Below are 25651 nucleotides of genomic sequence, written 5' to 3'. Positions count from 1 at the left end.
TGGCCGGTCGGCTACGGCACCGCCTGCATGCCGAGGGCGGCAGCGCCTTGGTGACCGATCCGGTCGCCTGGCTGCTGGTCAAGGGCCTGCCGCAGCAGGCCGGCTGCACCCACCCGGCGTGCGACGACGGGCTCCGCCTGGACTCCCGCACCTCCTGCGTGACCTGCGCCGAGCAGCTCGCCGACCGCCGCTCCCGGCACCGGTCCCTGGTCCTCGAGGCCGCCGCTCAGCTCCCGGCCGACGCCACCGGCGAGCAGCGGTGCGCCTACGTGGACGCCCACCTGTACCGGCACGCGATGCTGCGCGCCGAGCAGCAGGTGGTCGACCGCGAGCGGGCCGAGCAGTGGCGCCTCGAGGCCGACGCCCGCCGGGCCGAGCAGCGGGCGCGAGCCGAGGCCGCCGAGGCTGCCCGCCGGGCCCTGCCGTGCGAGGACTGCGGCAGCGAGCACGTGGGCGGGCTGTGCGGGTCGTGCTGGGCCGCACGCTCCCTGCGCACCGCGGTGGGCGAGTGCGCGGACCTGGCCCTCGCCGGGTCCGCCGACCTCGCCGACCACCAGGACGTCAACGCGACCGCCCGCCGGGTCCAGGCCGGCCTGCGAGCGGCGATGGCCGCCGCCCGCACCAACGGCGCCACCCCCCGCCCAGCGGACCGCCCGCACGGTCCGGCCACCTCCGCAGGCCCGGCCGGAGCAGTCCACCGCTTTGACCAGCGAGGATGTCCCGCGCCCGCGCCGTCTCCAGCTGCGGCTGACCGCCGGCGGCCTGGCGACGGTCGCCGCGGGGGCCGACGCCTGGATCGGCTTCCGTCTCCAGGCCAGCGGCATGGAGGCGCCCACGGCCGCGCTGGTCTGCCTCGGCCTGCTGGCCGTCCCGGCCGTCGTCGCCCAGGCCGTCGTGCTGTGGTCGGCGGACCGGATGGTGGCCACCCCGCCGAAGTAGAAGACCGGGCGCCGGGGGCACCAGCAGATCTCCCGGCGCCCCCGGTGCGTGGCGGCGTGCGGATCAGCTCCCCGTTGACGAGGTGCTCTCCGGGGCCGAGCACACTGTGCGGATGGACTCAGCGGTACTGCTCGGCCTGGCGGGCATCGGCGGGACGGTCACGGTGGCGGTGATCGGCGTCGTGGGCACCCTCGGCGTCGCCCGGACCACCAGCAAGGGGCAGGCGCAGCCCTGGAGGAACAGAAGGCGCGACGCCAGGCCTACGCGGCCTGCGCGACCGCTGTCCTCGCCCGCCGGGACACGGCCGCGGCTTCACCATCGCCTCGACCCAGACCCGGCTCCAGGACCTGGAGGAGCAACGCGGTGCGGTCGCCCGCGCGGTCGGTGCAGTGGTGGTCGAGGGACCGTACTCCGTCGCCCACTCCGCTGAGTCGGCCGCGATGCACATCGAGGTCGTGGTCGGTCGCCTCAGCGACTGGACGGCTGCTGTCACCGCCGGCCGGAACCGAGAGGAGCTCACCGCGAGCCAGCTGCGCTTCGCGAGGGAGGACCAGGGGTTGATGGAGCTCGCTGTCGGACGCCTTGCGGAGGACTGCCGACGGGTCCTGCACCCGCACGAGGTTGAGCCTTGGCCCCTTCGCTCCTGGTGGAGCAGCCTGTTCAGGCGGCGGTGAGATGGGGCACCGCGCCGACGGTCGAGTGGTACGACTACATCCTCATCCGCGCGGGCCGCTCCACAGCCGCCGGCGCCCGGCCGGGACGCCGGGCTCGACGGCGGTCTGGTCGACGTCCCCGGCCGTGTGGTCGGGTTCACCGATGTTCAGGCCCGTTGACCTTTGCGCGGGAGGATCCGGTCTCGACACGGGCGTTGAACAGGTACCCCTGAGCTGACGTTTCGGCAGGTGGGGACGGTGGTGACCGTGCTAGGGCTCTTGTCTGCCCATGAGTGCAGTGCTGACCGGTAGAGTTGACCCCAGTTCTTCTTCCAGCCGGGCGTCCCGGCCGGACGCCCGGTGCCGCTTACGGCTCCAGGGGTTTCCGCTCAGCCCCCCATCCAGGGGGCTGCGACAACCAGTTGGAAGAGAGGACCTCCACCATGGGCCACGGGCCTGAGTACGGACACGAGACCGACCCCGCGCAGGGTGGGGAGGGATCGTCGGTGGAGCGCCGCGACGAGTCGTTGGACGCGGTCATTAATCGGCTGGAGAGGTTGACCGAGCGGATCGAGCGGATCGAGCGGATCCTCTCGAAGGTTGCCCGCAAGAAGTGGGTGGGCGCAGCGCTCGGTGTGGCGGGGCCCATCATCGGGTTCGGCCTCAACCACTGGCCGTGGTGATCGCAGACAGCGAGAAGGCCGAGGTTGCAGCCCCGGCCGTCTCTTAGCAGTGAACCACGGAGCGGGACCGTCTTCATCTGCAGGGGAGCGGTCCCGCTCTTCTCTTGTTCCTGCTCCTCGACGCTTGTCGAGGTCGACTACACCGAGCAGTGAGTTGCGTTTGCTCGGGATGGTTCACCGCCAACCATAGCAAGGACACCGGCATAGACGTCTCGGTCTCCATGACAGCGCTGAAGGAGGCCTCGATGGCCATCAAGGCCTCGGTGTCCTCGTAGAACGAGGCCTTCATGAACAGCTCGTTCCCGCAGGTCGTTCATGGTGTGCATGTAGAAGATGAGTCACCTCATGCTGAAGAACACCATGATGCACATGGTGAACCTCACTGTTGGACGTCGCGCTGCTGCGTGGCACCGCTTCGAGCGCATCTGCATGGCCTCGCGAACCTACCCGCGAGGGCCGCTCCACAGCGGTCGCCGTCCGGGCGGGTCCGGCAGCAGCGGCCAGGCCGGGTCGGCTGGTGCCGGGGACTGGGGAACAGTGAGGACAGCGGGCTGCGGGCCGGTGCCGAGCGGCCGGCGGGCGGGAGACGTCATCCCCCCATGATCCCTGGTCAGTGAAGTCCTGGCCGACGGACCGTCACCACACCCACAAGGACCTCGGCGAGGTCACGCGCGGCTGGTGGCGGCCGCCCTGAGGGGGTCATGATGCCATCCATACCGTGTCACCTTGTGCACTTCTCCGCGACTCAAAGATGGTGACCGACCGCTACCCTGAACACCAGCACCTTTCCCTGATCCCGGGCGGCCACGTGGCGCCCGGGGTGGCCCGGACACCGCGCCATAGGGAAGGGAGTTGCCCATGAGCACTCGGTCCGAGAGTGGCTTGGGGAACGGTGATGCGGATCGTCAAGCCGATCTCACCACCGAGGCACTGCGCGACCTCGCCGAAACCGTCCGCGCCGGAGCCGAGCTGGAGCGGGTGCGCGAGCACCACGCCTTCATCCTCGGCGCGGTGAAGGCCGGTGGGGTAGCCGTGGCGGAGATCGCCGCCCGGATCGCGCGAGTTCTCGGCGACTGAGATCGGCTCACAGCAGGGGTAGCCGCCCCGGCTGTGAGCCGTCGTCACCTGCGAGGCCGCCGTCCCCCTCCGTGCACGGAACCCGGGGCGGCGGCCGATCTCGTTCCCGGTCCGCGGTTCAATCCGGACCGCGTTTCGATGACCAGAATCTATCGCCGCATTCAGCGTACCGCTCGGTACCGGGGGCCGCATATCGCTTCGATATGCGGCGCGGCCAATCCGGCAGGTCTCAGCGCACCACCGCGTGGCCACGGCCCAGGCCGCAACTGGGCCACGCTCACGACCACGCAGCGAGGAGTACCTCGGCGTCCTGAACCGCCGACAGCCGGGTCCGGGGCGCACGACCGCCCCGCGCTCGCCCCGCCGCGACCCCGGGTACCCGGCGACGGCTACTGGTCAGCGGCGAGTCGGTAGACGGCGCGGTTCGGGTCGGTCTTGACGATGAGCCCGGTCTCGGCGAGGTGGCGCAGGACGGCGCGGGCACCCTTGGGAGTGGTGTCGAGCCCGTGGATGCCGAGGACCTCGACGGCGAGCTGGGCGTCCCAGGGCACCCCCGGGCCGCGCTGGGTGATCTCCTGGCTGAGGATGGCGCGTCGGTTGGTCGGCAGGGAGAGGACCGCGTCGCTGAACGCGTCGAACAGGTCGGCGGTGATCCGGTAGCCGACGACCTTGCCGAAGCCGGGGCCCTGGGCCTGGACGGGCGCGGCGATGGTATCGGGCCACCAGCCCTCGCGCACGCCGCGGTCCAGCACCCGCTTGAGGCCGGCCGAGTGCCCCTTGAGGCTGGCCGCCCCGTCGTCGCCGCGCAGCGCCTCGGCCTCCACATAGCCGCCGCGGGCGATCGCCTCCTCCAGGATCCGCTGGGCGTTGGGCGGCAGGGCCAGGAAATACCGCTCGATCCGGTCGGTGGTCCAGGTGTCGTCGTGCTGGATCTCCACGGTCGGGGTGTAGGGCGCCAGGAAGTCCCGGAGACGGTCGAGGTCCTCCGGGGCCGGGTCTTCAAGGACGATGCGAACCTTCATCGCTGCTCCCGCTCGTTAGGTCCAACCTGATCTGATGCCAGATGGACGGGGTGAGCGTAGCGGGACTCCACCTCATCCATTCAGCCTCAGTTCGGTGTCTATATGAACGAGTCAATGCCGCCGCCCTGCGGTCACCCGATCGGGGCCGGCCTGTCGCCGGGTGTCGCCGAAACGCCCCGACGTCCCGTCGCGTCGGATAGCCAAGACTTATCCGACGCGATACGCCGCGAGGGGGTAAGGCGAGGCACCGGTGCGCGGTGCGGGTTCTGTTGTTCTCAGCGTGTGATGTGCACACCCCAGATACGCTGGCGGATCACGCTCAGCCAGGAGGAAGCCCGGCATGGCGCGACCGTGCCACTGCGGCAGAACGCCCGGAGCACCTGCCCCGACTGCGCCGGCGACCCCCGCCGCCAGGACAAGGGTTGGTGCTCGCTGTGCCGCGGGATCGGCCTCGTTCCCAAGCGCGTCCAGGAGCACCGGGTCCGCTTCCCCGCCGGCCTCCGCGAAGGACAGCGCGTCCGGCTCCGCGGCCTGGGCGAACGCGGAACCAACGGCGGCGACAACGGCGACCTCTACGTCACCGTCCACATCGAGCCCTGAGCGGCCGCCGGTCGGCCCCAGGCCGAACCGAGCCTCCTTCCGCGGTCCTGCTCCAGGACCCGGGTGTCGACGAGCGGGCGTACATGTGACGTGATCCTGGGGTCACATCACATGTGTACCTGAAGGCCATGTCCCAGCCGCCGCCTCCCGGCTCGGTCGGGAGCACCGCTGAACAGTCATTCTGGCCAGCCTCCCCTTCGCGACAAGGACGCCTCCGACGAGGAGTGAGAGCGGCCCGCCGTCCATCCGGCCCCGGGGTTGATCGTTCGAGAATTCCCGCACTATATTGTGCGGGAATTCTCGAACGATTGGAGTGACGTGATGGCCGCGGCCCGCACGTACCACCATCCCGACGCGGACGACATCGCGCTCCCGCGCGTGCTGTTTGCGTTCAGCGAGCCCCTGCGCCTGACGATGCTGCGCATCCTCACCGAGCGCGGAGAGGTCGACAGTCTGGAGCTCGGCCCGGACCTGCCGCGCTCGACGCTGACCCACCACACGAGCCTGCTGCGTGAATCCGGCGTGGTCTTCGTCCGCGCCGAAGGACGTAAGTGCATGATCCGGCTGCGCACCGAAGACCTCGAAGCCCGGTTCCCGGGCCTGGTGAAGACCGTTCTGGCCGGTTACCAGGACGAGGGCACGGCCGAAGCCGAGGGGGGTGCCGCGTGATCGGGAAGATCTGGCCGCTGGTCGTCGCTGCGGTCTCCCTGGGCATCGACGCCTACGTCCTGGCGGGCGTCCTGCCGGACATGGCCGACTCCCTGGCCGCCACAGCCGGCGCGATCGGACTGGGCGTCACCGCCTTCACCGCCGCCTACGCCGCAGCGGGCCCCTTCCTCTCTCGTGTGCTGGCCGGCCGGTCGACCAGAACGGCCCTTCTGGTCGCGCTCGGCGCCTTCAACCTCGGCAACCTCGCCACCGCACTGGCCCCCACCCTCGGCGTCTTCCTGGCCTCCCGCGTCGTGGCGGGCGCCGGTGCCGGCGTGCTCACCGCGGTTGCCACGGCGACCGCCGGAGCGCTCGTGGCCGACCACGAACGCGGGCGCGCGATGGCACTGGTGACCTTCGGACTGTCCACCGGGACCGTGGCCGGCGTGCCGCTGGGCATGCTGATCGGCGAACAGGTGGGATGGCGCGGGACGATGGGCTTCGTCGTCCTCATCGGCGTCCTGAGCATGGTCGCCCTCGCCCTGCGCTCCGGCACGCTGCCGCAGCTTCCTGCCGCTCGCGGCACCGGGACCCGTTCCGTGCTCCGCAGCCCGCACATCGCAATGGGCATCACGCTGTCCTTCGTCCTGGGCCTGGCCAGCCTCGGCCTCTACACCTACCTCCTGCCGATGGCCGACGAACGCGGCCTGGGCGGCTGGGGCTTCGCGCTCGTCTGGGCCTGGGGCATCGGCGGCGTACTCGGATCCGGCCTGATCGGCAAACCCCTCGACACACAGGGGCCCCGCCGGCTGATGCCCATCGTCCCCGCGTTCCTCCTCGCCTCCTTCCTCGTCGTCTGGCTCGTCGATCACCCCGCGGCGTGGCTGACCGCCACCGCGGTGTGGGGCGCAAGCGGCTGGATCAGCGTGCCCGTCCTGCAACAGGCACTCACGCGCGACCGCACCGAACAGGCGATGACCGTCGTCGCCCTTCAGATGGCCGCGATGTACCTCGGCTCCGCCGCAGGATCGGCGGCCGGCAGTGCCCTGCTCGCCGCAGGCATCAGCGCCGGCGCACTGCCGGCATGGACCGCACTCGCCGCCGCGCTCGGCCTCGTCCTGGCCGTGCTCATCGCCCGGCTGACACCTCGGCCCGTCCGGGCAGCGGCGGCCGCCTCCCCGGTCTCACGGACTCCTGAGGCGCAGCACGCGCTGGCCGAGTCGCGCTGCCCGTAGAGGCCCAGGGAGAGATCAAGCGGCGTGCGTCGCCGGGGGCCAGCAGGCTGGTCAGCTCGGAGATCGTCTCGGGGGACGGCTTGAAGTAGCGGCGCACGTTCTCCGGCTTCTTGTGCCGGGACTTGGCCATCAGCAACGTGCACGCCACCACGCCGCGCTCGCCGTCGCCCGCACCACCCGGGCCGGAGCGATCCCGCTTCACACCGCCCGCCCGGCTCCGCTGCGGACCGGCGCGGCGTGATCCGCGACAGTGTCGCCCGTTCGGGGAGAGTCAGGACCACCGGTCGGTGGGGGCGGCAGGGTGGCCGCGACAACCCGTTCGTCAGCCCTGGCCGCATTGCGGCAGCAGCGAGGTGGAGAAGCGTGAGCGAGCAGGAACCCGGCGCCGGCGGCCCGGCCTTCGAGGTGCCCCACGACCTGCGTGCCGAGCAGCTGCTCCTCGGCGCGACGATGCTCTCGAAGGACGCCATCGCCGACGTCGTGGAGACCTTGCGCTCATCCAGCTTCTATCGCCCGGCCCACGAGCTCATCTACAACGCGGTGCTGGAGCTGTACGCCGACGATCCCACCGACCCGATCAAGATTGCCGGGAAGCTGACCGAGCAGGTCCTGCTGGCGAGGGCCAGCGGCCGGGACTACCTCCGCAAGCTCTCCCCGGCCCGACTCTGGGTGAAAGTGTCGGGCTGGTGGCCCGCTCCGAGAGGAGGCGGGCCACCAGCCCGGTGTTCACCGCACCGGCATGTCAGCGGTAGATCCGCGCCGCCCGTTCGGGATCGCGGACCACGTTCGCTATGAACAGACCGAGGTCGAAGTGCTCGGCCTCGACGAACGGTGTCAAGTCGTCCTTGAGGCCGTACCACTCGGGCGGGACCGGATAGTGCAGCTCGGTGTTCTGCCCTACGGTCAGAACACAATCGGATCCGACCACACGATGGTGGGCGTCAACGCCTCCGTCGAGCCGGACCGCTTTCTCGCCTACCCGAAGTCGGAGCCCGTCCGCTTCCCGGTAAAGGACAACGCTGGTGTCGGCGAGCTCGCCGTAGTGGCCATGCGGCGCGTCGGTGGGACTGGCTGTCCTTTCAGGGCTCCTCCGGCTGAACGGGGGGTCGAAGTCGGCTGCCAGGCCGAAGGTGCTGAAGGATGCGATGAGCATCACTACCTCTTCCCCAGTCCGAGGTCTTGGCCGCCGGTCCGCGCCGCACTCTCGATGATGTCCTCCCACGATTTGCCACGTGCTCGTAGCAATTCGATGCTGGGCCCGAGCTTGTCACCGTACCTACCCAGGTTTCGCTCGTATACAGCCCGGCTGCTGCAGCTGTCCGGCGTTCGTCTGCGAGGCCGAGTTCGTCGAGTTCGGGTTCGGTGAGCGCGCAGACCAGGATGTCGACGCCGCATTTCCTCAGCGCGGCCATCTCGTCTTCAAGCCAGTCATTGCCACGAGGTCTGGCCATGGTACTCAGTCGTCCCGGGCCGGGGAGGTCGACGGTGAAGAGGTCTGGGCGCATGTCAGCAGCACTTTCGGTCGGTGGAGTCAGGTGCTGATCGGACGGTCCGGGGCAGGGGTCTGCCAGGTTCGGCGCTGAGCTCGCTCGGGGTCGGGCCGGCTGGGGTGGCCACCTCGGCGAGGCGCTCGAGAAGGCGGTCCCGCACCTGCGGGGAGGACGGTCAGCCGTCCACGGCCGTGTTGCGGATGCGGCTGCCCCTCACGCTCATGGGGAGGGCACTCAGCGCCGCGGTGGCGTTGACCGTCACCGGCGTGCCGCCGTCCAGGCACGGGCTCGGGGACATGGATGCGCGGTGGGGCGCCCGTTTCCGGGCACCCCACCGCGCGTCAGGGACTGCGACTCGGCGGCGGTTACTTCTCCCTGGTCTTCTTGATCTCCTTGGAGAGGATCTTGACTCCCTCAATGGTGTTGATCCAGTTCAGGACCGCAATGAAGCCGCGGCCGACAGCCAGCAGTCCGGAAACGATGATTTCCATATGTTCTCCTGAATTCGTGCCGGCCGGGGAGGACTTTCTCCCCGGCCGTGTCGGCCCCGGCCCGGGCCACATCGCGGCGGCAGCGAGGTGGAGAAGCGTGAGCGAGCAGGGCCTGTTGGCGAGGGCCGGCGGCCGGGACTGCCTCCACAAGCTCGCCGACATGGTCCGCAGCACCGCCGAAGCCGAAGCCCTCGCCGTCCTGGTCGAGACCAAGGCACTGCGCCGCCGACTGATCGAGGGGATTTCGGGTGATCCGGTTCAGCAGCCGATTTGTGCTGGCACCGTTGTCAGCGCCCGCCATGTGGCCAGGTCGCCGGGTAGCTGCCGCAGGAGGTGGTGGTAGCCACTGGCGTCCCGGACCAGAGACTCCAGATGGAGAACGGACAAGACCGCCAGCAGTTCCTCCGGCGCCGGGGTCATGGTGTGCCGCAGCGATCCGGGGACCGATCTGGCTCCGGCCAGAGCGGCACGCAGCCTCGCATCGTCGACTCCGGGGAGTGTGCCGGCTTCAGCAGCGACCAGGGCAGCGCGCAAGACGTCCATGGCGGAGCCGCAGAGGTCGATCTCGAGCGGGTCCAGTTCCGGGTCCGGCTGGGGCGTCGGGTTCTGCTGGAGGGCCCGGTAGGTCAGGGCGGTCCGGCCGAGGGCCGTGATCCGCGCCGCCCAGTCCGGACGCGCGCCGTCGGCGACAAGGGTGTCGAGGATATCGTCGGGAGCGAGTTCGCACAGGCCGTGCTCGGCCAGGACCTGCGCGATGGTGCCGGGACTACTGCGGGCCTGAGGCGGTCGTACGTTCGACACCCAGATACTGCCCTGAGCTGCCAGAACCTCCAATACGAACCACTGATCCCGACGCAGCGTCACCGAATCCTCCCCGAACGTGGTGCTCGCGCCATCCTGCCACGGCCGCCAACGCGCCGTCCGCGAAACCCCCACGCTTCAGCCCGGAGACGACGTGCGCGAACCACCCGTCGGCGCTGGCATCGCGTCGATGCACCGGGGACCCGACCAACCGCAGGACTCCGGAAAGCTCCCGCAAGCCGCCAACAGTGTCCCCACCAACCGCCTGAAGGAAGACGTCATGGCCAGACCGGTCGCCGCGATCCTGTTTGACGCCAGCTGGTGGGACGCGGCACCGGAACCCACGCCTGCCCCGTGAGCCCGCTTCGACTGGCGGCTGCTGCGCAGGTTCCTCGACGACAACGGCTACGGCGAGGTCCTGATCAACCTCAGCCGGCAGGTGCGACGCCCGCCCCGGGCCGCCGCTCCCCGATGAACGCGGGGCCGACTACCGGCCGGGGGGACACTGGTGCCGGTCCCGTCCGCACGAGACTTCCGGAGGAACGGTTGAGCGCGCAGCCCGTGCACGGCCACCACGACGGCCGCCAGCCCATCCCGCGTACCCAGGACGTCGTGGCCGAGGCCCTGCCTTCCGCGCAGCGGATGTAGCTCTACCGGGAGATGGGGGCCGATGACGGGACGATCGGCGGCGTCCTGCGCCGCTGGTGGCTTCGTGCTGAGCTCTACCGGGACCCGGAGGGCGACCGGATCCACGCCGCCGTCCAGGCCGGCACCGCCACCGGCGTCGCGGCGTCCGTGGTCCTGAGCCGGCTGGGGGCTGGGGGAGCGAGGCGTCGGCTCCCGGGCGGCGAGGACCCGGTTTCCACGCCTGGGTCTGACCATTCCGGAGGACCCTCACAGCCAGCCCGGCCTCTGGGGGCGGTGGCTTGTCAGAGGGGGATGACGCGGGTAAGGCGCACGACGTGGTTGTGGGTGTCGATGACGTATTCGACCAGGCCGCGCCCGTGGGGGATCGGGAGCCGGCGCCAGTCGCCAGCGCTGTCGCGGGCGCTGCTCTCCGGCAGCCACGGGTTCTCGGCGATCGCGACGGTGAGCGCGACGATCACGGAGAACAGGTCGACGGGCAGGCTGGGATCGGACAGGGCGTCCTGGACGGCTTCGGAGGGCAGGACCGGCCACAGGTCGTCCGGTTCTTCGTCACTCACCGGGCAGGTCCCCGCCTCGTTCGCGGCGCAGCCGTAGGACATCGGCCATGGTGGTGGTGGGCAGGGTGCCGTTGCGGGCGGCGGCGATGGTGCGGTCCTGGTCGGGGTCGGTGTCCATCTCCGCTTCGCACCACCAGCGGTTGAGGACCTGCTCGGCCTGGTCGATGGGGGCCTGGCCGAGTTCGCGGTAGAACTCCATGCGGCGGCCGCCCTGCAGTGCGGCGGCGATGCCGTCGGGGGTGCGGGGCACGCGTGGCTGCGGGGGGTGGTAGACGGGTTGGACGCTCATGGGTTTCCTCCTGCCTCTGCCTCTGGGCACCACGGTATCCGGTGCCGGCCGGTCGCCGTGCCGGGCCCGTCATGGCCTTCCCGCTTCTCCGCCGGGGTGTCGAGTGCCGGGCCTTCTCTAGCGTGCGGTACCGCGTAGCCGTTCCTGGCGGGCGGTGACGAGGGTGCGCCAGCGGTCGCGGACCTGGTCGGGGCCGTCGTACCAGCGGGCGGGGGAGGGGAAGCTGAGTTCTTGGCCGGCCATGAAGGTCGCGATGTCGGTGTAGTAGGCGTAGTCGCGGCCGCGGGTGAGGTGGTCGAGGTCGCGGATCGCGATCGCGAGGGCGGTCTGGTCGTCGGGGTCGTCGAGGACGGCGTGGTGGAAGCACAGGGCGAGGGCGAGCGTGGCCTCGGCGGCGCGGACGCCGGAGGTGCGGACCTCGGCGCCGAGGACGTCGGCGAGTTCGGGGATGGTGTCGCCGGGGGTTCCGGCGTCGCGGATGAGGGCGGCGATGCGGGTGGTGAGGGTGGTGGCGCGCAGGTCGAGGCCGGTGAGGAGCTGTTCGGCGAGGTGGAGGTCGTCGTCGGCTGCCTGGGGGTCGGTGAAGGCGCGGACGAAGGTGAGCTGGGCCTGGGAGGTGGCGCGCTCGCCGGCGACACCGTGGTGTTCGGCGTCGGTGCGGGCGGCTTCGTAGGCGGCGGCGGCCTGGTCCATCTCGCCGTGGACCCACCACAGGTCGCCGAGGACGCGGTGCTGGCGGCCGGCCCAGCCGAGGTTCTGCGCGGCGGCGAGTGCGGTGGGGAAGTCGCCGTCGAGGCGGGCGAGGTGGGCCAGGCCCCGGCGGGCGGCGGGGGCGAGACGGGTGGTGCCGGCGGCGACCTGCTGCATGCCCTGGCGGGAGGCGGTGGTGCGGCCGAGATCGCGGTGGGCCTTGGCCCGGTAGTAGAGGGCGAGGTCGGTCAGGTCGGCGGGCAGCAGCCGGCTGTCGATGACGCGGGTGAGGCGGTCGGCGGTGTGGGTGCGGTGTTCGCGCTGGCGGGCGGCGAGCGTGCGCAGGGCCTCGACCAGGGCGTCGGCCGGGGTGGCCAGGACGGCGACGGTGCTGTCCGGCCCGCCAGCGGCGGCCTGCCCGGCCGGGGCGCCCGGGGCGGCCGAGGAGTCGGCGGGGGGCGGGGTGATCGGTTCCCACACCGAGTCGGAGACGTAGGCCCAGGCGGCGTCGGCGAGCCAGCCGATGTCGAGCCGGTGGTCGCGAGCCAGGGCGAGGCCCTGGCGCAGGCAGCCGGTGAGAAACGCCCGCCCGCGGGCGTCGCGTCCGGCGGTCCACTGGCCGCCGAGCGCGTCCAGGGCACGGGCGGCGGCGTGCTGCCAGTCATCCGGGGTCCAGCGGTCGTCGGTGCGGTCGTCCGCCCGGCGGATCGTGGAGCGCACCACGGCGTGCAGGTGGTAAGGCCACAGCGCGGCCTCGTGCTCGCGGACGAAGGGCCGCTCGACCAGACGCTGGGCGGCGGCCTGCCGGTCCAGCCCGGCGGCGGCCGTGGCGAGAGGGAGGTCGAAGGCGTCCAGGAGGCTGGCGGCGCGCAGGACGTGCCGCTCGTCGGGGGTGAGGTCCTGGAGGGTGCGGGCGAGGAGGGCGGGGAAGTCGTGCTCGAAGTCGGCGGGCTCGGGGGTGCGGGTGCGGCGGATCTCGAGGAAGCGCAGGGCGGCGAGGTCCAGGTACAGGGGCAGGCCGTGGGAGCGGGTGGTGATGACGTCGCGGGTCTCGGCGGGGATGAGGGGCCGGCCGTCGAGGGTGAGGCGGTGGGCGAGGTAGTCCTCGCAGTCCTCGGGGGAGAAGTCGCCGATCAGGATCTGCTGCGGGCCGGCGCCCGAATCGGGGGTGCGGGCGGCGGGCAGCAGCGGGCTCGAGGCGGTGGCGAGGCGGGGCCAGGCGGTGGGGCCGGTGAAGTCGAGCTGGCCCTGCAGCGCGGGGTCGGCCCACTGGAGGCGGGAGCGGCCGGTGACGACGAACAGGGCGTTCGGCATCAGCCACACCACGCGCTGGATCAGGCGTTCCAGGTCGCAGTTGGTGCGGTCGCCGGTGTCCTCGAAGGTGTCGAGCAGCACGACGGGCACGACGGCCTTCTTCGCGGGCAGCCGGTCGATCTCGTAGGCGAGCAGGTGCGGGTAGTAGGACAGCGCCTCCAGGTCCGGTTCGGCCTCCAGGAGGTCGGCCAGGCGAGGGCAGCCGGCCAGGGCGCGGGCGGCGGCGCGGCGCTCGCGCACTGCCCGGACGGCGGCGGTGGTGACCTGGCCGACGGCGGAGCCGACCGCGCCGGGCAGGCCGAGCTGCTGGGCCGCCTCCCCGAGGGCGGCCTGCAGCTGGCCGGGCAGGGCCCGTCCGGCGCGGCCGGCTAGGCCGGCGCGGCGCAGGTAGTCCTCCAGCGGCTCGCCGGGGTGGTTGTGCTCCCAGTAGCGGCCGAGCGCCAGGTCGATCGCGGGCAGCGGGCGGTCCAGGTGGGCCAGGGCGGCGCGCAGGGCGAGGACCAGGTGCTCGAAGTCGGTGCCGGTGGAGCGGGCGAGGTCGACGCGGACGGGCAGGAGGCGGGGGTGGTCGGGCCAGGCGGGTTCTCCCCACTGGGCGGGGCGCCGGTCCGCGTCGGCGAGGGCCGCCTCGAGCTTGCGGGAGAGCGTGGACTTCCCGATGCCGCCGACCCCGTGGAAGACCAGCACGTTGCACCGGGACGCCTCGAGGTCTTGGACGTCGAAGCCGGGGGCGGCGATGCGGGCGAGGTGGCCGGTGAGCGCGGAGGCGACGGCGGCCCACTGGGCCTGGCGGTTGGTGAACGCCTCGTCCGCGTCCAGGGCCCGGTTGTTCGAGCCGAACAGCGCCCGCAGGTCTCGCGCCAATGTGTGCCCTCCCCCGGTGTGTCTGACCGGGCATCAACCTACGCCCTCGCCCGCCGGCGCCGGTACTGGCCGTCGGCAGCACCGCCCGGGACACCGACCGTTCCGCCGCCGGGACGAGCGGGCGCGGCACTGGCGGCGTGTGAGACTGGCCGCGACCGTGACGATCCGACCCGAGGTGGTGCCACCGTGCCTGACCCCCGTCCCGAGGACGGCCCCGCCGAGACCACCGGCCTGCCGGCCGCCGACGGCCCGCAGGAGCCGGGCGACGAGTGGGACCGGGCGGTGTGGGCCGTGCGCGCGGTGGTGGCCTGGTCCAGCTCGGGCATCCGCGACCTGCGCCGCGCGGCGCGGGAAGGCGCAGACCCGGCGGCCCTGGACGTTCTGCTGGAGGCCCGGCAGCAGGCCATGACCGACCTCCAGCGGCTGAAGGACGGCGTGGACGCCGGGGAGGCCGCCCGCCTGGCCGCCCACTACACGGCGATCCTGCGGGAGCTGGCCGGCGGGAGCTGACCGGCGCTCAGGCGACCGGCACGGCGGGCAGCGGCCCGACGGGCGGAACGTCCAGCGACAGGGGCCGCAGACGCTCCGGCAGGAGCGGGCGGGCGAGCGCCGCGATTCCCTCCACCTCCGCGCGGTGCTGCGGCAGCGCCCGGCGCACCGACGCCTGCACCGTGAGGAAGCGCAGCGCCTCCGCCTCGGTGTAGGGGCGGCTCCGCTCGGCGGCCAGCGCCCACCCCGGTGTGCCGGGCCGTCCCCGGCGCCACAGCGCGCCTCCGTCACGGCTCATCACCACCAGTTCGTCCACCGCGTCCGAGGAGACGGCCTGTTCGACCATGGCGGCCACCGCCTCGAAGCACCGGTCGTGGCCGGCCACCGTGGTGAACCGCGCCGGGATCCCGTGGCGCTGCGCGTCCGCGTAGCGGCGGGCGGTGCCCTGGCGGCTGTCGGCGGCGCGCACCGCCAGCGCCAGGACCTGGACGCGGTAGCCGGCGCGGTGAAACGCCTCAGCGCCGGCCAGCACCTCCCGGGCGCTGCCCGGGGCGGTCTCGACGACGATGTCGCCGCGCCGCTCGCGCACGTACGCCTGCGCCATGGCGAACCAGGCCTTGTAGTCCGTGCGGATCGCGGCCCCCGCGTCACGCGCCTCGCACCGCAGCAGGTCGTAGTAGTCCGGGTGCATCATCTTGAGGTCGTCGCCGACGAGGTGGACCGCGCCCGGGCGCATCGCGCGCGTGACCATCAGGGCGACGTCGCTCTTGCCCGCGCCGGGCTGGCCCACCACGAACACCGCCACCGGCCGCTCCCGGGTGACCGTGCCGCTAAGGATCATCGGCGCGATGTCGAGGTCGAAGATCTCGCGGTGCTCGGCCGGGGACAGCCGGTGGAAGTCGACGCCCGGCGGCCGGCGCAGGGCCTGCGCGATCCGGCGCACCGGCTCGGACAGCGCGGTGGCCCGGCGCGCGTCGCGGGCCACCGCCAGCACGCGGTCGGCCGGAACCAGTTCCTCGGCCCGGACCAGCGCCCGCTCGGTGCGGGACAGCTCGCGCTGGAAGCCCTCGCTCTCTACGGCGTCCCACCAGCGGGCCCGCTCCAACTTCACCGCCCGCGCCGCGCCCGGCGCCTTCGCCCAGGCACCGCCGACGAGGTCGTTGCCGTACAGCGGGACCAGGCCGCGCCGCACCACGGTGACGCGGTCGGCCAGCCTCTCCTCCTCGACCACCCGCAGGGTGGCGACGAGCGCGGCCGCGCACGCGTCGTGGTTCTCCCAGGACACGTACCGGCCCGCCCCGGTCGCCAGCGTCTGCTCGGTGTAGCGGGCGAGGACGCCCAGTTGGCTCCACGCCTCGGCGCAGGCCAGCGCCACCACCTCGATCCGGTACCCGGCCGCCCGATACGCCGCAGCCTGCGCGCGCACCTCGTCGGCGTCGGCGAGCGCGGTCTCCACCAGCGCGTCGAGGCGGCCCTCGCGCACCCGCTCCTCCACGGCGGCCTGCCAGCGGCGGGTGTCCGCCCGCACGCCGGCGCCGGCGGTGCGCACGTCCTCGTCCAGCAGCACCGGGTAGTGCCGGTGCGCGGCCTTGTACAGGTCGGCGCCGATCCGCACCGCCCCGCCCCGCACGTCGAGGACGGCGTGCAGCAGGTCCCCGAGGGTGGTCTTGCCGCTGCCGGGCTGCCCCGCCACGAGCACCACCACCGGTTGTTCCTGGGCCACCGCCCCGGCGGTGGCCGCCGGAAGGACCACTCCTTCCAGCACGGCGAGGCTCTCCGCCTCCGAAAGCCCCACGTGCTCCCTCTTCATCGCTCTGCCCGATCCGACGGCCTTGTCCGCTCTGCCCTGCCGTCCGTTCTCAGGGGTGACCGGCTGCCAGCCGCTCGCGGAGCTCGGCGAGCGTGGCGCCGCTGGGGACGTGGACGTACTGCGCCCAGCCGGACACGTCGTAGCCGACCTGGGCCTTGAGCGCGGGGGAGGGCAGCCGGAACGTCCGCCCGTCGGGGATGTCGATCCAGCCGTCGGCGGTGACGGTGGCGGTGTAGGTGAACTTCAGCCGGCTCTGGGTGTGCCGCAGCTGATCGCCGGGCCGCACAAGCCCGGCCTCGATCAGCGGCATCAGCGCACCGGTGGGGCGCGAACCCGCAGGATCGGATGCCGGCCGCTCGCCGTCGAGCAGCAAGCGCCGAAGCACGTCGTTCGGCGTGTCCACCAGGGGCTCGCTGTGCCGCTGGAGATAGGCGAACACCTCGTCGTCGATCTGGATGGTTCGGCTGGGCTGGGCCACCCTCAACGTCAATCTTGAATCTCTGGACACCACAGATCAGCAGATCAGGTGTCCAGTGTATTCCCGATCGAGTGTGCTCCTCCCACCCTGACGACCGCACCCGGCAGCACCCTGGAAGATTGGTCGGTTGCGGTCGGTGTCCGCCGGCGCACCGGGACCCGGCGGCAACCGCAACGACGTCGCGGCTTGCCGCGGACCGGGTGGCTGGGCGCGGCGCGCTCCGCTACCGCACCCTGGCCAGCGCCCGGATGCGCTGGACCATCCACTGCCGCCTGCCCTGCGCCGCCGGATCCGCCGTCAGGGCCGTAGCCGGCCCCACCGTCGGCCCGTCGCCGCACCGGCCGGACCGTGGACGGTCCGGCCTGGGCAGTTGCCCTCGGTGAAGGTCAACAGTCCCCGGCCCGGTTCGGCTGCCTGCCGAACCGGCCTGCCCTGATTGGCCCGGCCTGCCCGCCACTGAGTGGTTGCCGACGCCACCACCCACCTGACGAACACGATGCTGTGAACCTCCACGACCTGGGAGTGCCAACCGAGGTCCTCCAGTTGCTCGTGCATCCCCATCGAACCGCAGTGCTAGGAAGAGGAGGGAAACGTTCGGGGCGGTCCCTCTTTAGTAAGAGGCTGCGAGGTTGAAATGCCCTTTGACCTGCTGGTTTGTAAAGCTCAGTGTCTGGTCCTACCGGACACTGAGCGCGAAGTTGTGCCCGGTGATCCGGGACAGTGCACTGGCAAATTTGCATGTAGGTGAAAGTTTTCCACAGGGGGCGATTGGAGTCGGCCGAATCCGGGGGTCACGGGAAGTGTCCCGGACTCGGGACACTTCCCGTGGTTGTGTCTCCAGTACGCGACAGAAACTTGCTATGGCCCGCAAGATTGGTTGCGGTGGGTCCCAACTTTTCGACACGCCGCCGGACGCGTTCGGATGGTCGTTCGCGGAACGGGAGGAACTTGCTGCCACATGCAAGATTCCCGCCAGGCGAGAGCGGCGCCTCCAGGCTCTCTGCAGAAGGTGTCGGATCTGGCGGACAAGACTTGCGACTCGCCGCATCGAATCTTCGAGCCATCTGCAAGTTCCTGTAGTGTCCTGCCGACCAGACCGTTCGATGGAGGACCGCGTGCGAGCAGAACGACGGACCGCGCCCGCCGGCACGGGACCCAGGACCCGGCCGGTCCGCCCCGCTGCCGAGCCCGAACTGGTCAGCATGCTCGACCGCTTCGGCGAACAGCTCGCGATGGACATCGCCACCCAGGCCGCAGCACCGTCGGTCGAGGAAGTCACCGTCAAGTTCCGGCCGCGCCGTGCCACGCACGACATGGCCGGCTCGATGGGCTACTCCCTGACGAGCAACTGGTTCCTGGCGAAGGTGCTGGCACGGTGCATCGTGGCCCACCGGCTCAGCCCGGTCGAGGTCGCAGTACTGCTGCACATGATGGGCTCCCAGAACCGAGGCCAGATCATCCAGACCCAGGTCGAGATGGCAACCGAGCTCGGCGTGGCGCGCAGCAGTGTGAACAGCGCCATCGGCCGGCTGTGCGAGCTGAACTACATTCGTCGACACAAGAAGCGCGGGCAGTACGACGTGAACCCGAGGCTGTGCTTCCGCGGCAACGGTGATGAGCAGAACGGCGTCCTGGCCGTTGTCCGGGCGGAGAAGCTCGCCTCCGAGTTCCCCGATACGATCGGGCCCGACGACTTCGCCCGCGAAAGCTGAGGAGGCACCCATGGAGATCACCCCTTCCGGCGTGCTCGGCATGATCCCCCGGCTGAAGCTCACCCCGTCCGCGATCGCCGTGCTCGGCATCATGTCCGAGCTGCAACTTCCCGGTGGCGATGTCCGGCACAGCCAGGTCGACATGGCCGAGCGCCTCGGCCTTGCGGAATCGGCGGTCAGCCGCGGCATGAAGTGCCTCGTCGCCCGCAACCTGGTCATCCGCAGCGGAGACGGCCGCGGACACAGCTACCGGCTGCACCCGTTCATCGCCAAGTACTCCTCACAGGCCGAGATGGAGGACGCCCTCCGCCTGGCCGCCGTCGACGTCCGCGAAGGCCGACTGCCGGACATCGCCGCACCGCTCTACCGCAAGCAGCCGCCCAGGGCGGCGGGCCGTCCGAACCTGGTCGCCGTCTGACCCACCGGTTCGGGCCGCCACGCGGGACACTGGAACCAGCCCGCCGGGCGTTGCCGTGCGAGGGACTGCGGCACCACCGAGCACGCGGGCGTGCTGGGCCGCGCGCTCCCTGCGCACCGCGGTTGGGCGAGTGCGTGGACCTGCCCCTCGCCGTTGTCCGCCGACCTCGCCGACCCCCAGGACGCAACGCCGTTGCCCGCCGGGTCCAGGCCGATCCGCGCGCGGTGATTGCCGCCGACCGCCCCGCCGGCTCCGAGGCCGTTTCGGACCGGCGCTGTTGCGTCTCCCGCCGACCGGGCCCGGGGAACACCCCCCTTCTGCCCCGGGACCGGCCGGTCTGCTTGTTCGGCGGGCGAGGCTCGCCCATCGGCGACGCTGCGCTACACCCCCGCTGCGCGGACCCCCGCCCGTTTGGAGAAGGGACGCCTCACGGCTGCGGCGGGCCCGCGCCTGTAAGGGGTGTCAGTGTGCGACCTGCGGGTCCTGGCATCCCGCGTGTCCTCGCCACCAGCGGCTCGCCGGGATCCGGCACACTGCTGCAAGGTCAGCCGGCGCTCTGAGAGGGCGACGCGGGAGGCATGAGGCAGGTGGTGTTGACCCGGAGGAGGAGAAGCCCTCCCGTGGTGGTCTCGACACTGATCAGGTAGTTGCCGGAGGGCTGGGAGGCGTCGAGGAGGGGCGAGATCTTCCCGTTAGCGGTCTCTCGGTAGCCCTCGATCTTGAAGCCCTGTTCTTCGAGCATTGTGCGGATCTTACGGACGGCCTCGGGGTGGGTCTCCAGCGGAACGGAGCTGTAGACCGCGTAGGACATCGTGTACCGGCCGTCCTTGGCAACTTCATCGTGCTTGCCGACACAGTCGTTGAAGAACGGTTCCGCTGAGCCGGGGGTGAGGGCGATGCCGGCGGTCTGGGCCATGTACTCGGTCATGTGCTGCGCCCAGTCCTGGGCGCCTTGACGGGCCATGACGGGCAGCGGCGCGTCACGATCGGACGTGGTCATGCATCCTCCGAGGAACAAGGGCAGGCAGAGTACGGCCACGGCAGCGGCGAGGCGTCGCGCCGGAGCGCGACGCCCGGCGATTCGTGGCAGGGCGAACGGCATGGATTTCCTAGGGGCCGGAACGGGGGCGGGGCGGTACAGCCGGGCCTGGACGGCCCGGCTCCTGGTGATCACGGCGGGGGTATCACGAGGTCCGGCTCCTTGGGAATCGTGGACGGCGTCCCTCCGACGATGATGCGGCCCTGGTTGAGGAGGCTCTGGCTGTTCGGGGCCCAGTAGCCGCTGTGCCCGGAGGTGTCGGTCTTGATGTTGTTGCCGCCGAACTCGTCGATCATCGGGTCGTCGCCGAGAGTGAGGCCGGAGACGGTCTGGATCAGCATGTCGTCGCCCACCCTGCCGGTCCAGAAGTGGCTCGGGTCGATGTGGAGCTGCTCCGCGCGCTGGACGGTCATCCCCGGACTGGCCATGGCGATGATGTCGTCCGCGTCCAGCCCTTCCCCGCCGGCAGCGGCCGCGCCGACGGCTGTCGTGCCGTAGCTGTGGCTGTCGACGGTGAGGTGGCTGCGGTGGTCTCCCTGAACGACCCGAACGCCCTTCGTGAACTGCCGCAACGGTTCGGCGGCGCCCTGTGCCCGGTCCGTGGTCATGACGGTCCCGTCCACCTCGGGTGCGTCGTACCCGAGCCAGGAGATCACTGAGATCTTCTGGTCCGTCCCCTTGGACGCCTGCTTCGCGGCTTCCTGCAGTGCGTTGATACGCGTGATCTGCCCGGGCATGCTGGCGAGCGTCGTGTCCGTGCCCGGGACCATGAGAGCCGTATGGTCGGCCCTGTCAGGGTTGCCCATGGCGACGATCGCCTTGCCGTCTCCACCGTAGGCCCCGGCATCGAGACCGAGCAGGAAGAGCTGCTTGTCCTCCGGCGCTCCGTCCTGCTGGTCGAGCCGTTCCTTGAGCGCCATGAGCGTCTGCTCACGGGCGTTGTACTCCTCCGCCGTCAGGCCGCTCCCACGCGCGTTGCCGGCCTTCAGCGCATCCAGCTGCTGGTCGAGGACCAGCCGGTTGGCCTCGTCCCGTACATCGGTGGGAAGACCGTCCACCCAGCCGATCCGTTCCGGGTAGAGCGTGAGGTAGGTGTTCTGCTGTTCCGGGGTCAGGGACTTCCACCAGTCGGCGGACTTCTGCGGGTCCTGGTTGTCGGGGATGTACGGCTCGGCGAGGCCGAGGTCCTTCGCAATGTCCTTCACATCGCGGGCGGCCTCCGCGGCGGAACCGAACACCCTCGGCTGGGTCAGCACGTCGGCATCGAGACGGCTGAGCGCGTGGTCACCCTTGTCGCTCGCCTCCTTCGCATCGGCCAGCGCTTTGTTGATCCGCTCCTGGACATCCCCGCGCAGCGTGGCCAACGCCCGGCGCTCGGGACTGGAATCGGCCTCGGGCTCGTTCTGCTCGGCTTTGCTCAGCGGCGGCAGACTCACCGATCCGTCAGCACTGATCCACAGCCCCCACTCCTCAGCGCGACGCACAGCGTTCTTCAGATTGGTCTGCGCCTGGTAGATCCGGTCGGCGACGGTGTCCAGGACGAGTGCCACGGCTGCGGACTCGACCCGTACGATCCCCAGGGTCTGCTCCGTGCGTCCCATCGTGGAGAACGCGTACGAGGCGTCGCTTCCCTTCCAGCCCGCTTGTCGCAACGGGCCGTTCACCTGGCTGCGGTGCCTGCTCTCGGCCGACTCGGCTCCGCTTGCCAGACCACGCCACGCCTTCGCCGCGTCATGCAGCCCTGCCGGGTCGAATCGAAGCAGCCGCTCGAAATCGTTGCTCACTGCTTCTCCCACGCTTCGCCGATTCGCCGGTTCTGCCAGACATCGGCGTTGGCGTTCTCGTTGCCCTCATAGGCCTGCGCGGTGGCCGCGAGGTTGTCGGCCGTCTTGATGAGACGGTCGCGGACACCGGCCAGCACGGGGGCCCAGTTGCTCGCCACCAGGCCGAGCCTGCTACCGACCGACCAGCCCGTCAGCTGGCCGCTAGCCCTGTGGCTGGCGGAAATCGTCGCCTCGTAGGGCTTCGTGAAGTCCTCGCCAATGGCCCGTGCCACCCCTGCGGACTTGTGCACCTCACCCGGATTTACCTCAAGATGGCCCACTTGTTCCCCTCCCCAGAAGCTCTCCGATCAGAAGGCAGGCTATTTCAGTGAGCGACCGATCTCTATCCGTATAGATACTCAGCTGCGTAGGTTCCGACGGTCACCGTGGGCCGGCCCCGCTGGAGGGCCCAGACCACGAGGTGCGCGCTGTGGCTGGGCAGGAATCAGCTGTGGCACTTGCTCGCGCGGTAGCCCGCGTCCAGTGGTCGATCGACGGAGTTCGGTAGGGCCGTCGGCGCCGGTGGCCAGGGTCAGACTGCTATCACCGGTGATAGCAGTCTGGCCTACCCGGCCGCGTCCGGGCTGCGAGACTGGTGATCATGACTGACCGCCGCAGGCTTTCGCTGCCCTTCTCCGAGTCCGCCGTCGACGTTCCGGTGCCCGCGCAGTCCGGCGGGCGCCGGCTGCTGCCGGTCGAGCAGGGCGCCGACTTCCGCCAGCCGCCCGGTGAGACTGCGGCCGCGCCCGTGCCGGTCCGTCGCCGGCTCTCGCCTGGTGGGCTGACGTTCTCCGACCCGGACCGGCAGATCTGACCGGCCCCACCACCCCCGCCGCAGACCCGTGACCTGCGGCGGTTTCATAAATCCTCCTCCGTCCGAGGCCCTCGGAGGCGGGGGCAAAACTATTAGCCGCCTCTTCTGGCCTGTGGTTCTACCAGCCTTCCATCGCCCGGACGTCTCCGGAGATCGCGTAGCGGCGGCAGGCGAGGATCTCCTCGGTGGTGATGCCGATGTCGTTCGCGAGGCGGGCCAGGCCGTGGTCCTCGGCCCGGCGGTCGGAGACGTGGGCCGGGGCGACCTCGAGGGCGAGGGCGCCGATGCCGAGCTGGGCGGCGCGCTGCTGGGAGATCGCGTCGCGGCCGGTAGTGACGTGGCGGCGCCAGGCCTCGGCGGTGATGCCGTCCGGTGTGGGCCCGGTCTCGAGTTCGGCGGCCGGGATGTCGGGAAGGGCGCGGACCTCGGCGACGGCGGCGGCGACGATCCCGCCGACCCTCCCGGCCGGGAGCGCGGCGCCGCCGGCGTCCTGCTGGGCGGCGGTGAGGCGGTCGGCGATCAGGTCGGTGAGCTGGTCGGTGAGCTCGGCGGTGCGGCCCTTGAGGTCGACGACCGCGCGCACCGGCAGGACCAGGTCGGTGCTGTCCCACGCGTGGGACACCCCGAGCTCCGTCTGCACGGTGTCCTCGATCGCCTCGGCGACGGCCGCCAGGTCGAGCAGCCGGTAGGCGGTCGAGCGGCCGATCCCGAACTCGGCGAGCGCGTACGCCGGCCACGACGGGTGCCCGAGGACGGTCCAGACCCGGGCCTGGTGGGCGGCGCGGACCCGGCGGGCGAGGACCAGGACGGCGGCGCGGACGTCGTCGATCGCCGCGCGCAGCTGCTCGGTGAGTTCCCGGGCCCGCGCTTCGTCGACCGGAGCGGCCTGGTCCTTGTCCACGTCGGGCTCATTCTCCCGGCCGGCCGGGCGAGACCTTCGCGATGGCATGTTCGCGGCCGAAAAATCCCAGGTCAGGGACCTTCCAACGTCGGCGTTCGGGGTCTAGCATTCCCGGCACGGCGGCCCCGCCACAGCACCACCGGGCCGCCGGGCAGAGCAGCCGCGCCCATGTCCTCCCCGGCGCTGCTGGCCTCCCACCGGCCGGGCCCCGCGGAACACCCCCCTTGCCTCCTCGGGACGCGGCCGCCTGCATCCCGCGCCCGCCCGGCCACGGGCGGCCGCCGCCGGGCCAGCGGCTCGGCGAGAGCGCGTCGAGGCCTGCCGGAGCTGTCGGGCGGACCGGTCGTCCGGGTCGCTGGTGCGCTACCCGCCGAGCCCGGCCGCCTTGAGCTCGGCCAGCAGCGCGGCCACGGTCTGCGCGCTCGGGTTCTCCCGGACCTGGGCGGCGGCGGCCTCGATCCGCTCGCGCGCCTCGGCCGGCAGATCGCGGGCCGTGGCGGCGAGCTGGTCGAGGCGCGCGGTGTGGCCCGGAGGAGGGGTCAGGTCGTCATCCATGCCGCGATGATGACCCGGCCGGGCGCCGTCCGAGGCGGAATCCCGTAGAACCGGGCGGTCGCCGGTCGTGCCCCGCTTCCGGGCGGGGGACATCGCGCGGAAACGGCCACGGCGGCGCGTGCGGGCGGATAGCGTCGGTGGCGGGCCGGCCCCGGCGGAGATGCGGAGCACCGTCAGAACGGAGGTTCGCTGGACCAGGTGCCACTCCATTGACCGGTCGGACGAGGGTCGTGCTGCTGGAGAAGTTCCACGGCGTGGTCGGTCATGTAGAGGCTGATGAAGTAGCCGGCCATGTCACCGCGGTTGGCCGGGAGGTGCCGGTCGAGGAGACCGATGGCCTCCTCGGTGCGGCCTGCGTCGTGCAGCACCCGGGCGATGTGCTCGGCGGCGTACGCGCTGTCGCCTTCGGGGTGGGCCGATGCCTGCTGGAGCGCCGCGTCGGGCCCAGAGCTGGCGGCGATCAGCGGCAGGCGGATCCAGAACAGGTCCCACTCCTCCTCACCGCCCCGGGCGGCCTTGAGACCATCGAGGTGCGCCAGGCCGTCCTGCGGCCTGCCCTGATCGAGGCAGAGACCGGCCAGTGTGTGGAGGATCCAGCCGTCGCCGGGGCGGACATCGGCCTGGGCGCGCATCACGGTGACCGCCTCGCCGCCACGTCCGTGCCGGGCCAGGAGCTGCGCGAGGTCGTACGCCGCGTTCGGGCCACCCGCCACGGCCCCGTCCGCCCGCCGGTAGAGCGCGACCGCGCCTTCGACGTCACCGCGTACCTCCAGCACCTCGGCCAGGCGCTGAGTGGCGTGCCCGTGGACGTCGGTGGCCGCGTACTCGCGCAGTTCGTCGAGCCGGCCGTGCCGGGCCAGCAGGTCGGCGAGCTGGTCACGGCTGTTGACGGAGGTGATGCGCCGCGTGTGCAGCAGGGCGATCGCTTCATCGGTGCGGCCTTGGCGCTCCCGGATCCGGGCAAGCAGACCGAGTGCGGTATCGGCGTCCAGGACGCCGCGGCAACACCACGGGGAATCGCAGCGGTGGTCGGCCGGGATGTGCCCGGACAGCAGGCGGGCGGCTTCTTCGTCCAGGCCGGCGAGTTCGGCGACGTCGACCAGGGCGGTGGCAAGGACCCAGTCCTCGACCCCAGGTCGCAACAGCTGATACGCCTCCGCGGCACCCCCGTGCCGGGCCAGCAGGCGCGCGAAGAACTCCAGCGCCTTTCCCCCGGCCGCTGCGTACGGCCGGGCCAGTGCGATCGCCTCCTGGGCCCCGCCCCAGCTCTCCAACAGCTCCGCCTGGGCCCGGGCGGCCGGCCACCATCCGGTGGCGAGGTACGGAGCCAGCACTGCCAGCGCGTCGTCCCGCCGGCCGCGCTCGCCAAGAAGTTGGGCCCATGCCCGTGCGCAGAACCACTCGCCCTGGCTGGCCTGCAACGCCACCTCGTGTTCGTGGCCACGCTCAAGGATCTGCGCAACGAACTCGGGCGGGATACAGCCGGACAGAGTCCTGGCCTGACGATCAAGATCAGCAGCGTCCACGGCACCGCACCCTAGACCCCACCACCGACGAGCGGCCCCAAAGCGGCACACCGCACGGCCAACGCGGTGTACCGCTTGCCCCCTA

The 25651-nt window shown here is 71.6% G+C and carries 28 protein-coding genes and 1 pseudogene; 11 read left to right on the top strand and 18 right to left on the bottom strand.

Annotation, left to right across the window (positions count from 1 at the left end):
• Positions 1–11 precede the first annotated feature (11 nt).
• Positions 12–449 (bottom strand): hypothetical protein, encoded by a 438-nt coding sequence (locus ACFZBX_RS33390; protein ID WP_391537546.1) that lies wholly within the window; start codon positions 447–449, stop codon positions 12–14.
• Positions 450–702: 253 nt separating this feature from the next.
• Between ACFZBX_RS33390 and ACFZBX_RS33385 the strand changes: the two genes are divergently transcribed.
• The 3 genes from ACFZBX_RS33385 to ACFZBX_RS33375 all read left to right on the top strand — a co-directional run bounded on the left by ACFZBX_RS33385 (position 703) and on the right by ACFZBX_RS33375 (position 3352).
• Positions 703–939, top strand: a complete 237-nt coding sequence (locus ACFZBX_RS33385; protein WP_391537545.1) for a hypothetical protein — start codon at positions 703–705, stop codon at positions 937–939.
• 1159 nt (positions 940–2098) lie between these two features.
• Positions 2099–2275 carry a hypothetical protein gene (locus tag ACFZBX_RS33380; RefSeq protein WP_391537544.1) on the top strand — a complete coding sequence of 59 codons (177 nt, stop codon included), beginning with the start codon at positions 2099–2101 and terminating at the stop codon, positions 2273–2275.
• An 858-nt stretch (positions 2276–3133) separates the two neighbouring features.
• The gene (locus ACFZBX_RS33375) at positions 3134–3352 is read left to right on the top strand and encodes a hypothetical protein (RefSeq protein ID WP_391537543.1); all 219 of its coding nucleotides are present in this window, start codon (positions 3134–3136) and stop codon (positions 3350–3352) included.
• A 389-nt stretch (positions 3353–3741) separates the two neighbouring features.
• Here the strand turns inward: ACFZBX_RS33375 and ACFZBX_RS33370 are convergent, their stop codons facing one another.
• Positions 3742–4374 carry a hypothetical protein gene (locus ACFZBX_RS33370; protein WP_391537542.1) on the bottom strand — a complete coding sequence of 211 codons (633 nt, stop codon included), beginning with the start codon at positions 4372–4374 and terminating at the stop codon, positions 3742–3744.
• A gap of 102 nt (positions 4375–4476) precedes the next feature.
• Between ACFZBX_RS33370 and ACFZBX_RS33365 the strand changes: the two genes are divergently transcribed.
• The 3 genes from ACFZBX_RS33365 to ACFZBX_RS33355 all read left to right on the top strand — a co-directional run bounded on the left by ACFZBX_RS33365 (position 4477) and on the right by ACFZBX_RS33355 (position 6857).
• Positions 4477–4974 (top strand): DnaJ C-terminal domain-containing protein, encoded by a 498-nt coding sequence (locus ACFZBX_RS33365; RefSeq protein ID WP_391537541.1) that lies wholly within the window; start codon positions 4477–4479, stop codon positions 4972–4974.
• A 321-nt stretch (positions 4975–5295) separates the two neighbouring features.
• Positions 5296–5643 carry an ArsR/SmtB family transcription factor gene (locus ACFZBX_RS33360; protein WP_391537540.1) on the top strand — a complete coding sequence of 116 codons (348 nt, stop codon included), beginning with the start codon at positions 5296–5298 and terminating at the stop codon, positions 5641–5643.
• Positions 5640–6857, top strand: a complete 1218-nt coding sequence (locus ACFZBX_RS33355; protein ID WP_391537539.1) for an MFS transporter — start codon at positions 5640–5642, stop codon at positions 6855–6857. Before ACFZBX_RS33360 ends, ACFZBX_RS33355 begins: the two co-directional genes overlap by 4 nt.
• 19 nt (positions 6858–6876) lie before the next feature.
• Here ACFZBX_RS33355 and ACFZBX_RS33350 read toward each other — a convergent pair.
• Positions 6877–7029: pseudogene (locus tag ACFZBX_RS33350) on the bottom strand (site-specific integrase); the annotation flags it as partial.
• A 191-nt stretch (positions 7030–7220) separates the two neighbouring features.
• On the opposite strand from ACFZBX_RS33350, the gene ACFZBX_RS33345 reads away from it, so the two are divergent.
• Complete coding sequence (locus ACFZBX_RS33345; protein ID WP_391537538.1) at positions 7221–7652, top strand: DnaB-like helicase N-terminal domain-containing protein; 432 nt, start codon at positions 7221–7223, stop codon at positions 7650–7652.
• On the opposite strand, the gene ACFZBX_RS33340 is transcribed toward ACFZBX_RS33345, so the two are convergent.
• The 7 genes from ACFZBX_RS33340 to ACFZBX_RS33310 form a co-directional block, all read right to left on the bottom strand.
• Complete coding sequence (locus tag ACFZBX_RS33340; RefSeq protein ID WP_391537537.1) at positions 7600–8010, bottom strand: hypothetical protein; 411 nt, start codon at positions 8008–8010, stop codon at positions 7600–7602. The two genes, ACFZBX_RS33345 and ACFZBX_RS33340, sit on opposite strands and share 53 nt — an antisense overlap.
• A 512-nt stretch (positions 8011–8522) precedes the next feature.
• On the bottom strand, positions 8523–8645 hold the full coding sequence (locus tag ACFZBX_RS33335; protein ID WP_391537536.1) for a hypothetical protein: 123 nt from the start codon (positions 8643–8645) through the stop codon (positions 8523–8525).
• A 67-nt stretch (positions 8646–8712) separates the two neighbouring features.
• Positions 8713–8838 (bottom strand): hypothetical protein, encoded by a 126-nt coding sequence (locus tag ACFZBX_RS33330; RefSeq protein WP_391537535.1) that lies wholly within the window; start codon positions 8836–8838, stop codon positions 8713–8715.
• Between the two features lie 258 nt (positions 8839–9096).
• Positions 9097–9702, bottom strand: coding sequence for a hypothetical protein (locus ACFZBX_RS33325; RefSeq protein ID WP_391537534.1), 606 nt, complete (start codon positions 9700–9702; stop codon positions 9097–9099).
• Positions 9703–10568: 866 nt separating this feature from the next.
• The gene (locus ACFZBX_RS33320) at positions 10569–10844 is read right to left on the bottom strand and encodes a hypothetical protein (protein WP_391537533.1); all 276 of its coding nucleotides are present in this window, start codon (positions 10842–10844) and stop codon (positions 10569–10571) included.
• Complete coding sequence (locus ACFZBX_RS33315) at positions 10837–11133, bottom strand: hypothetical protein (RefSeq protein ID WP_391537532.1); 297 nt, start codon at positions 11131–11133, stop codon at positions 10837–10839. Before ACFZBX_RS33315 ends, ACFZBX_RS33320 begins: the two co-directional genes overlap by 8 nt.
• A gap of 117 nt (positions 11134–11250) precedes the next feature.
• On the bottom strand, positions 11251–14001 hold the full coding sequence (locus ACFZBX_RS33310; RefSeq protein WP_391537531.1) for an ATP/GTP-binding protein: 2751 nt from the start codon (positions 13999–14001) through the stop codon (positions 11251–11253).
• Positions 14002–14187: 186 nt separating this feature from the next.
• On the opposite strand from ACFZBX_RS33310, the gene ACFZBX_RS33305 reads away from it, so the two are divergent.
• Entirely contained in the window at positions 14188–14511 is a 324-nt protein-coding gene (locus ACFZBX_RS33305) for a hypothetical protein (protein ID WP_391537530.1), read from the top strand.
• A gap of 7 nt (positions 14512–14518) precedes the next feature.
• Here the strand turns inward: ACFZBX_RS33305 and ACFZBX_RS33300 are convergent, their stop codons facing one another.
• On the bottom strand, positions 14519–16285 hold the full coding sequence (locus ACFZBX_RS33300; protein WP_391537529.1) for a zeta toxin family protein: 1767 nt from the start codon (positions 16283–16285) through the stop codon (positions 14519–14521).
• 64 nt (positions 16286–16349) lie between these two features.
• Positions 16350–16778 carry a hypothetical protein gene (locus ACFZBX_RS33295; protein ID WP_391537528.1) on the bottom strand — a complete coding sequence of 143 codons (429 nt, stop codon included), beginning with the start codon at positions 16776–16778 and terminating at the stop codon, positions 16350–16352.
• Between the two features lie 1115 nt (positions 16779–17893).
• On the opposite strand from ACFZBX_RS33295, the gene ACFZBX_RS33290 reads away from it, so the two are divergent.
• Both ACFZBX_RS33290 and ACFZBX_RS33285 read left to right on the top strand, forming a co-directional pair.
• Positions 17894–18490, top strand: coding sequence for a replication/maintenance protein RepL (locus tag ACFZBX_RS33290; protein WP_391537527.1), 597 nt, complete (start codon positions 17894–17896; stop codon positions 18488–18490).
• 10 nt (positions 18491–18500) lie between these two features.
• The gene (locus ACFZBX_RS33285) at positions 18501–18908 is read left to right on the top strand and encodes a hypothetical protein (RefSeq protein WP_391537526.1); all 408 of its coding nucleotides are present in this window, start codon (positions 18501–18503) and stop codon (positions 18906–18908) included.
• 544 nt (positions 18909–19452) lie between these two features.
• Here ACFZBX_RS33285 and ACFZBX_RS33280 read toward each other — a convergent pair.
• The 3 genes from ACFZBX_RS33280 to ACFZBX_RS33270 form a co-directional block, all read right to left on the bottom strand.
• Entirely contained in the window at positions 19453–19908 is a 456-nt protein-coding gene (locus ACFZBX_RS33280; protein ID WP_391537525.1) for a hypothetical protein, read from the bottom strand.
• A 170-nt stretch (positions 19909–20078) separates the two neighbouring features.
• Positions 20079–21731, bottom strand: coding sequence for an alpha/beta hydrolase (locus tag ACFZBX_RS33275; RefSeq protein WP_391537524.1), 1653 nt, complete (start codon positions 21729–21731; stop codon positions 20079–20081).
• Positions 21728–22051, bottom strand: coding sequence for a hypothetical protein (locus tag ACFZBX_RS33270; RefSeq protein WP_391537523.1), 324 nt, complete (start codon positions 22049–22051; stop codon positions 21728–21730). Before ACFZBX_RS33270 ends, ACFZBX_RS33275 begins: the two co-directional genes overlap by 4 nt.
• A 320-nt stretch (positions 22052–22371) precedes the next feature.
• Here ACFZBX_RS33270 and ACFZBX_RS33265 point away from each other — a divergent pair, with 320 nt between their 5' ends.
• On the top strand, positions 22372–22584 hold the full coding sequence (locus ACFZBX_RS33265; RefSeq protein WP_391537522.1) for a hypothetical protein: 213 nt from the start codon (positions 22372–22374) through the stop codon (positions 22582–22584).
• Positions 22585–22702: 118 nt separating this feature from the next.
• Here ACFZBX_RS33265 and ACFZBX_RS33260 read toward each other — a convergent pair whose 3' ends face one another.
• From ACFZBX_RS33260 to ACFZBX_RS33250, 3 genes are all read right to left on the bottom strand, one after another.
• Entirely contained in the window at positions 22703–23485 is a 783-nt protein-coding gene (locus ACFZBX_RS33260; RefSeq protein WP_391537521.1) for a hypothetical protein, read from the bottom strand.
• Between the two features lie 363 nt (positions 23486–23848).
• Entirely contained in the window at positions 23849–24040 is a 192-nt protein-coding gene (locus ACFZBX_RS33255; RefSeq protein ID WP_391537520.1) for a hypothetical protein, read from the bottom strand.
• Positions 24041–24213: 173 nt separating this feature from the next.
• On the bottom strand, positions 24214–25467 hold the full coding sequence (locus tag ACFZBX_RS33250) for a tetratricopeptide repeat protein (protein WP_391537519.1): 1254 nt from the start codon (positions 25465–25467) through the stop codon (positions 24214–24216).
• Positions 25468–25651 lie beyond the last annotated feature (184 nt).

The organism is Kitasatospora sp. NPDC008115 (assembly GCF_042957205.1).
Lineage (GTDB): Bacteria > Actinomycetota > Actinomycetes > Streptomycetales > Streptomycetaceae > Kitasatospora.
Note: the sequence above shows the minus strand (reverse complement) of the source record. Positions and strands in the feature narration are given on the sequence as shown.

Excerpts from the sequence above, each read along its gene's own strand:
- ACFZBX_RS33375 (WP_391537543.1), top strand. The coding sequence starts at position 3,134 with ATGAGCACTCGGTCCGAGAGTGGCTTGGGGAACGGTGATGCGGATCGT.
- ACFZBX_RS33370 (WP_391537542.1), bottom strand. The coding sequence starts at position 4,374 with ATGAAGGTTCGCATCGTCCTTGAAGACCCGGCCCCGGAGGACCTCGAC.
- ACFZBX_RS33365 (WP_391537541.1), top strand. The coding sequence starts at position 4,477 with ATGAACGAGTCAATGCCGCCGCCCTGCGGTCACCCGATCGGGGCCGGC.
- ACFZBX_RS33360 (WP_391537540.1), top strand. The coding sequence starts at position 5,296 with ATGGCCGCGGCCCGCACGTACCACCATCCCGACGCGGACGACATCGCG.
- ACFZBX_RS33340 (WP_391537537.1), bottom strand. The coding sequence starts at position 8,010 with ATGCTCATCGCATCCTTCAGCACCTTCGGCCTGGCAGCCGACTTCGAC.
- ACFZBX_RS33335 (WP_391537536.1), bottom strand. The coding sequence starts at position 8,645 with ATGTCCCCGAGCCCGTGCCTGGACGGCGGCACGCCGGTGACGGTCAAC.
- ACFZBX_RS33330 (WP_391537535.1), bottom strand. The coding sequence starts at position 8,838 with ATGGAAATCATCGTTTCCGGACTGCTGGCTGTCGGCCGCGGCTTCATT.
- ACFZBX_RS33315 (WP_391537532.1), bottom strand. The coding sequence starts at position 11,133 with ATGAGCGTCCAACCCGTCTACCACCCCCCGCAGCCACGCGTGCCCCGC.
- ACFZBX_RS33285 (WP_391537526.1), top strand. The coding sequence starts at position 18,501 with ATGGAGATCACCCCTTCCGGCGTGCTCGGCATGATCCCCCGGCTGAAG.
- ACFZBX_RS33280 (WP_391537525.1), bottom strand. The coding sequence starts at position 19,908 with ATGACCACGTCCGATCGTGACGCGCCGCTGCCCGTCATGGCCCGTCAA.
- ACFZBX_RS33265 (WP_391537522.1), top strand. The coding sequence starts at position 22,372 with ATGACTGACCGCCGCAGGCTTTCGCTGCCCTTCTCCGAGTCCGCCGTC.
- ACFZBX_RS33255 (WP_391537520.1), bottom strand. The coding sequence starts at position 24,040 with ATGGATGACGACCTGACCCCTCCTCCGGGCCACACCGCGCGCCTCGAC.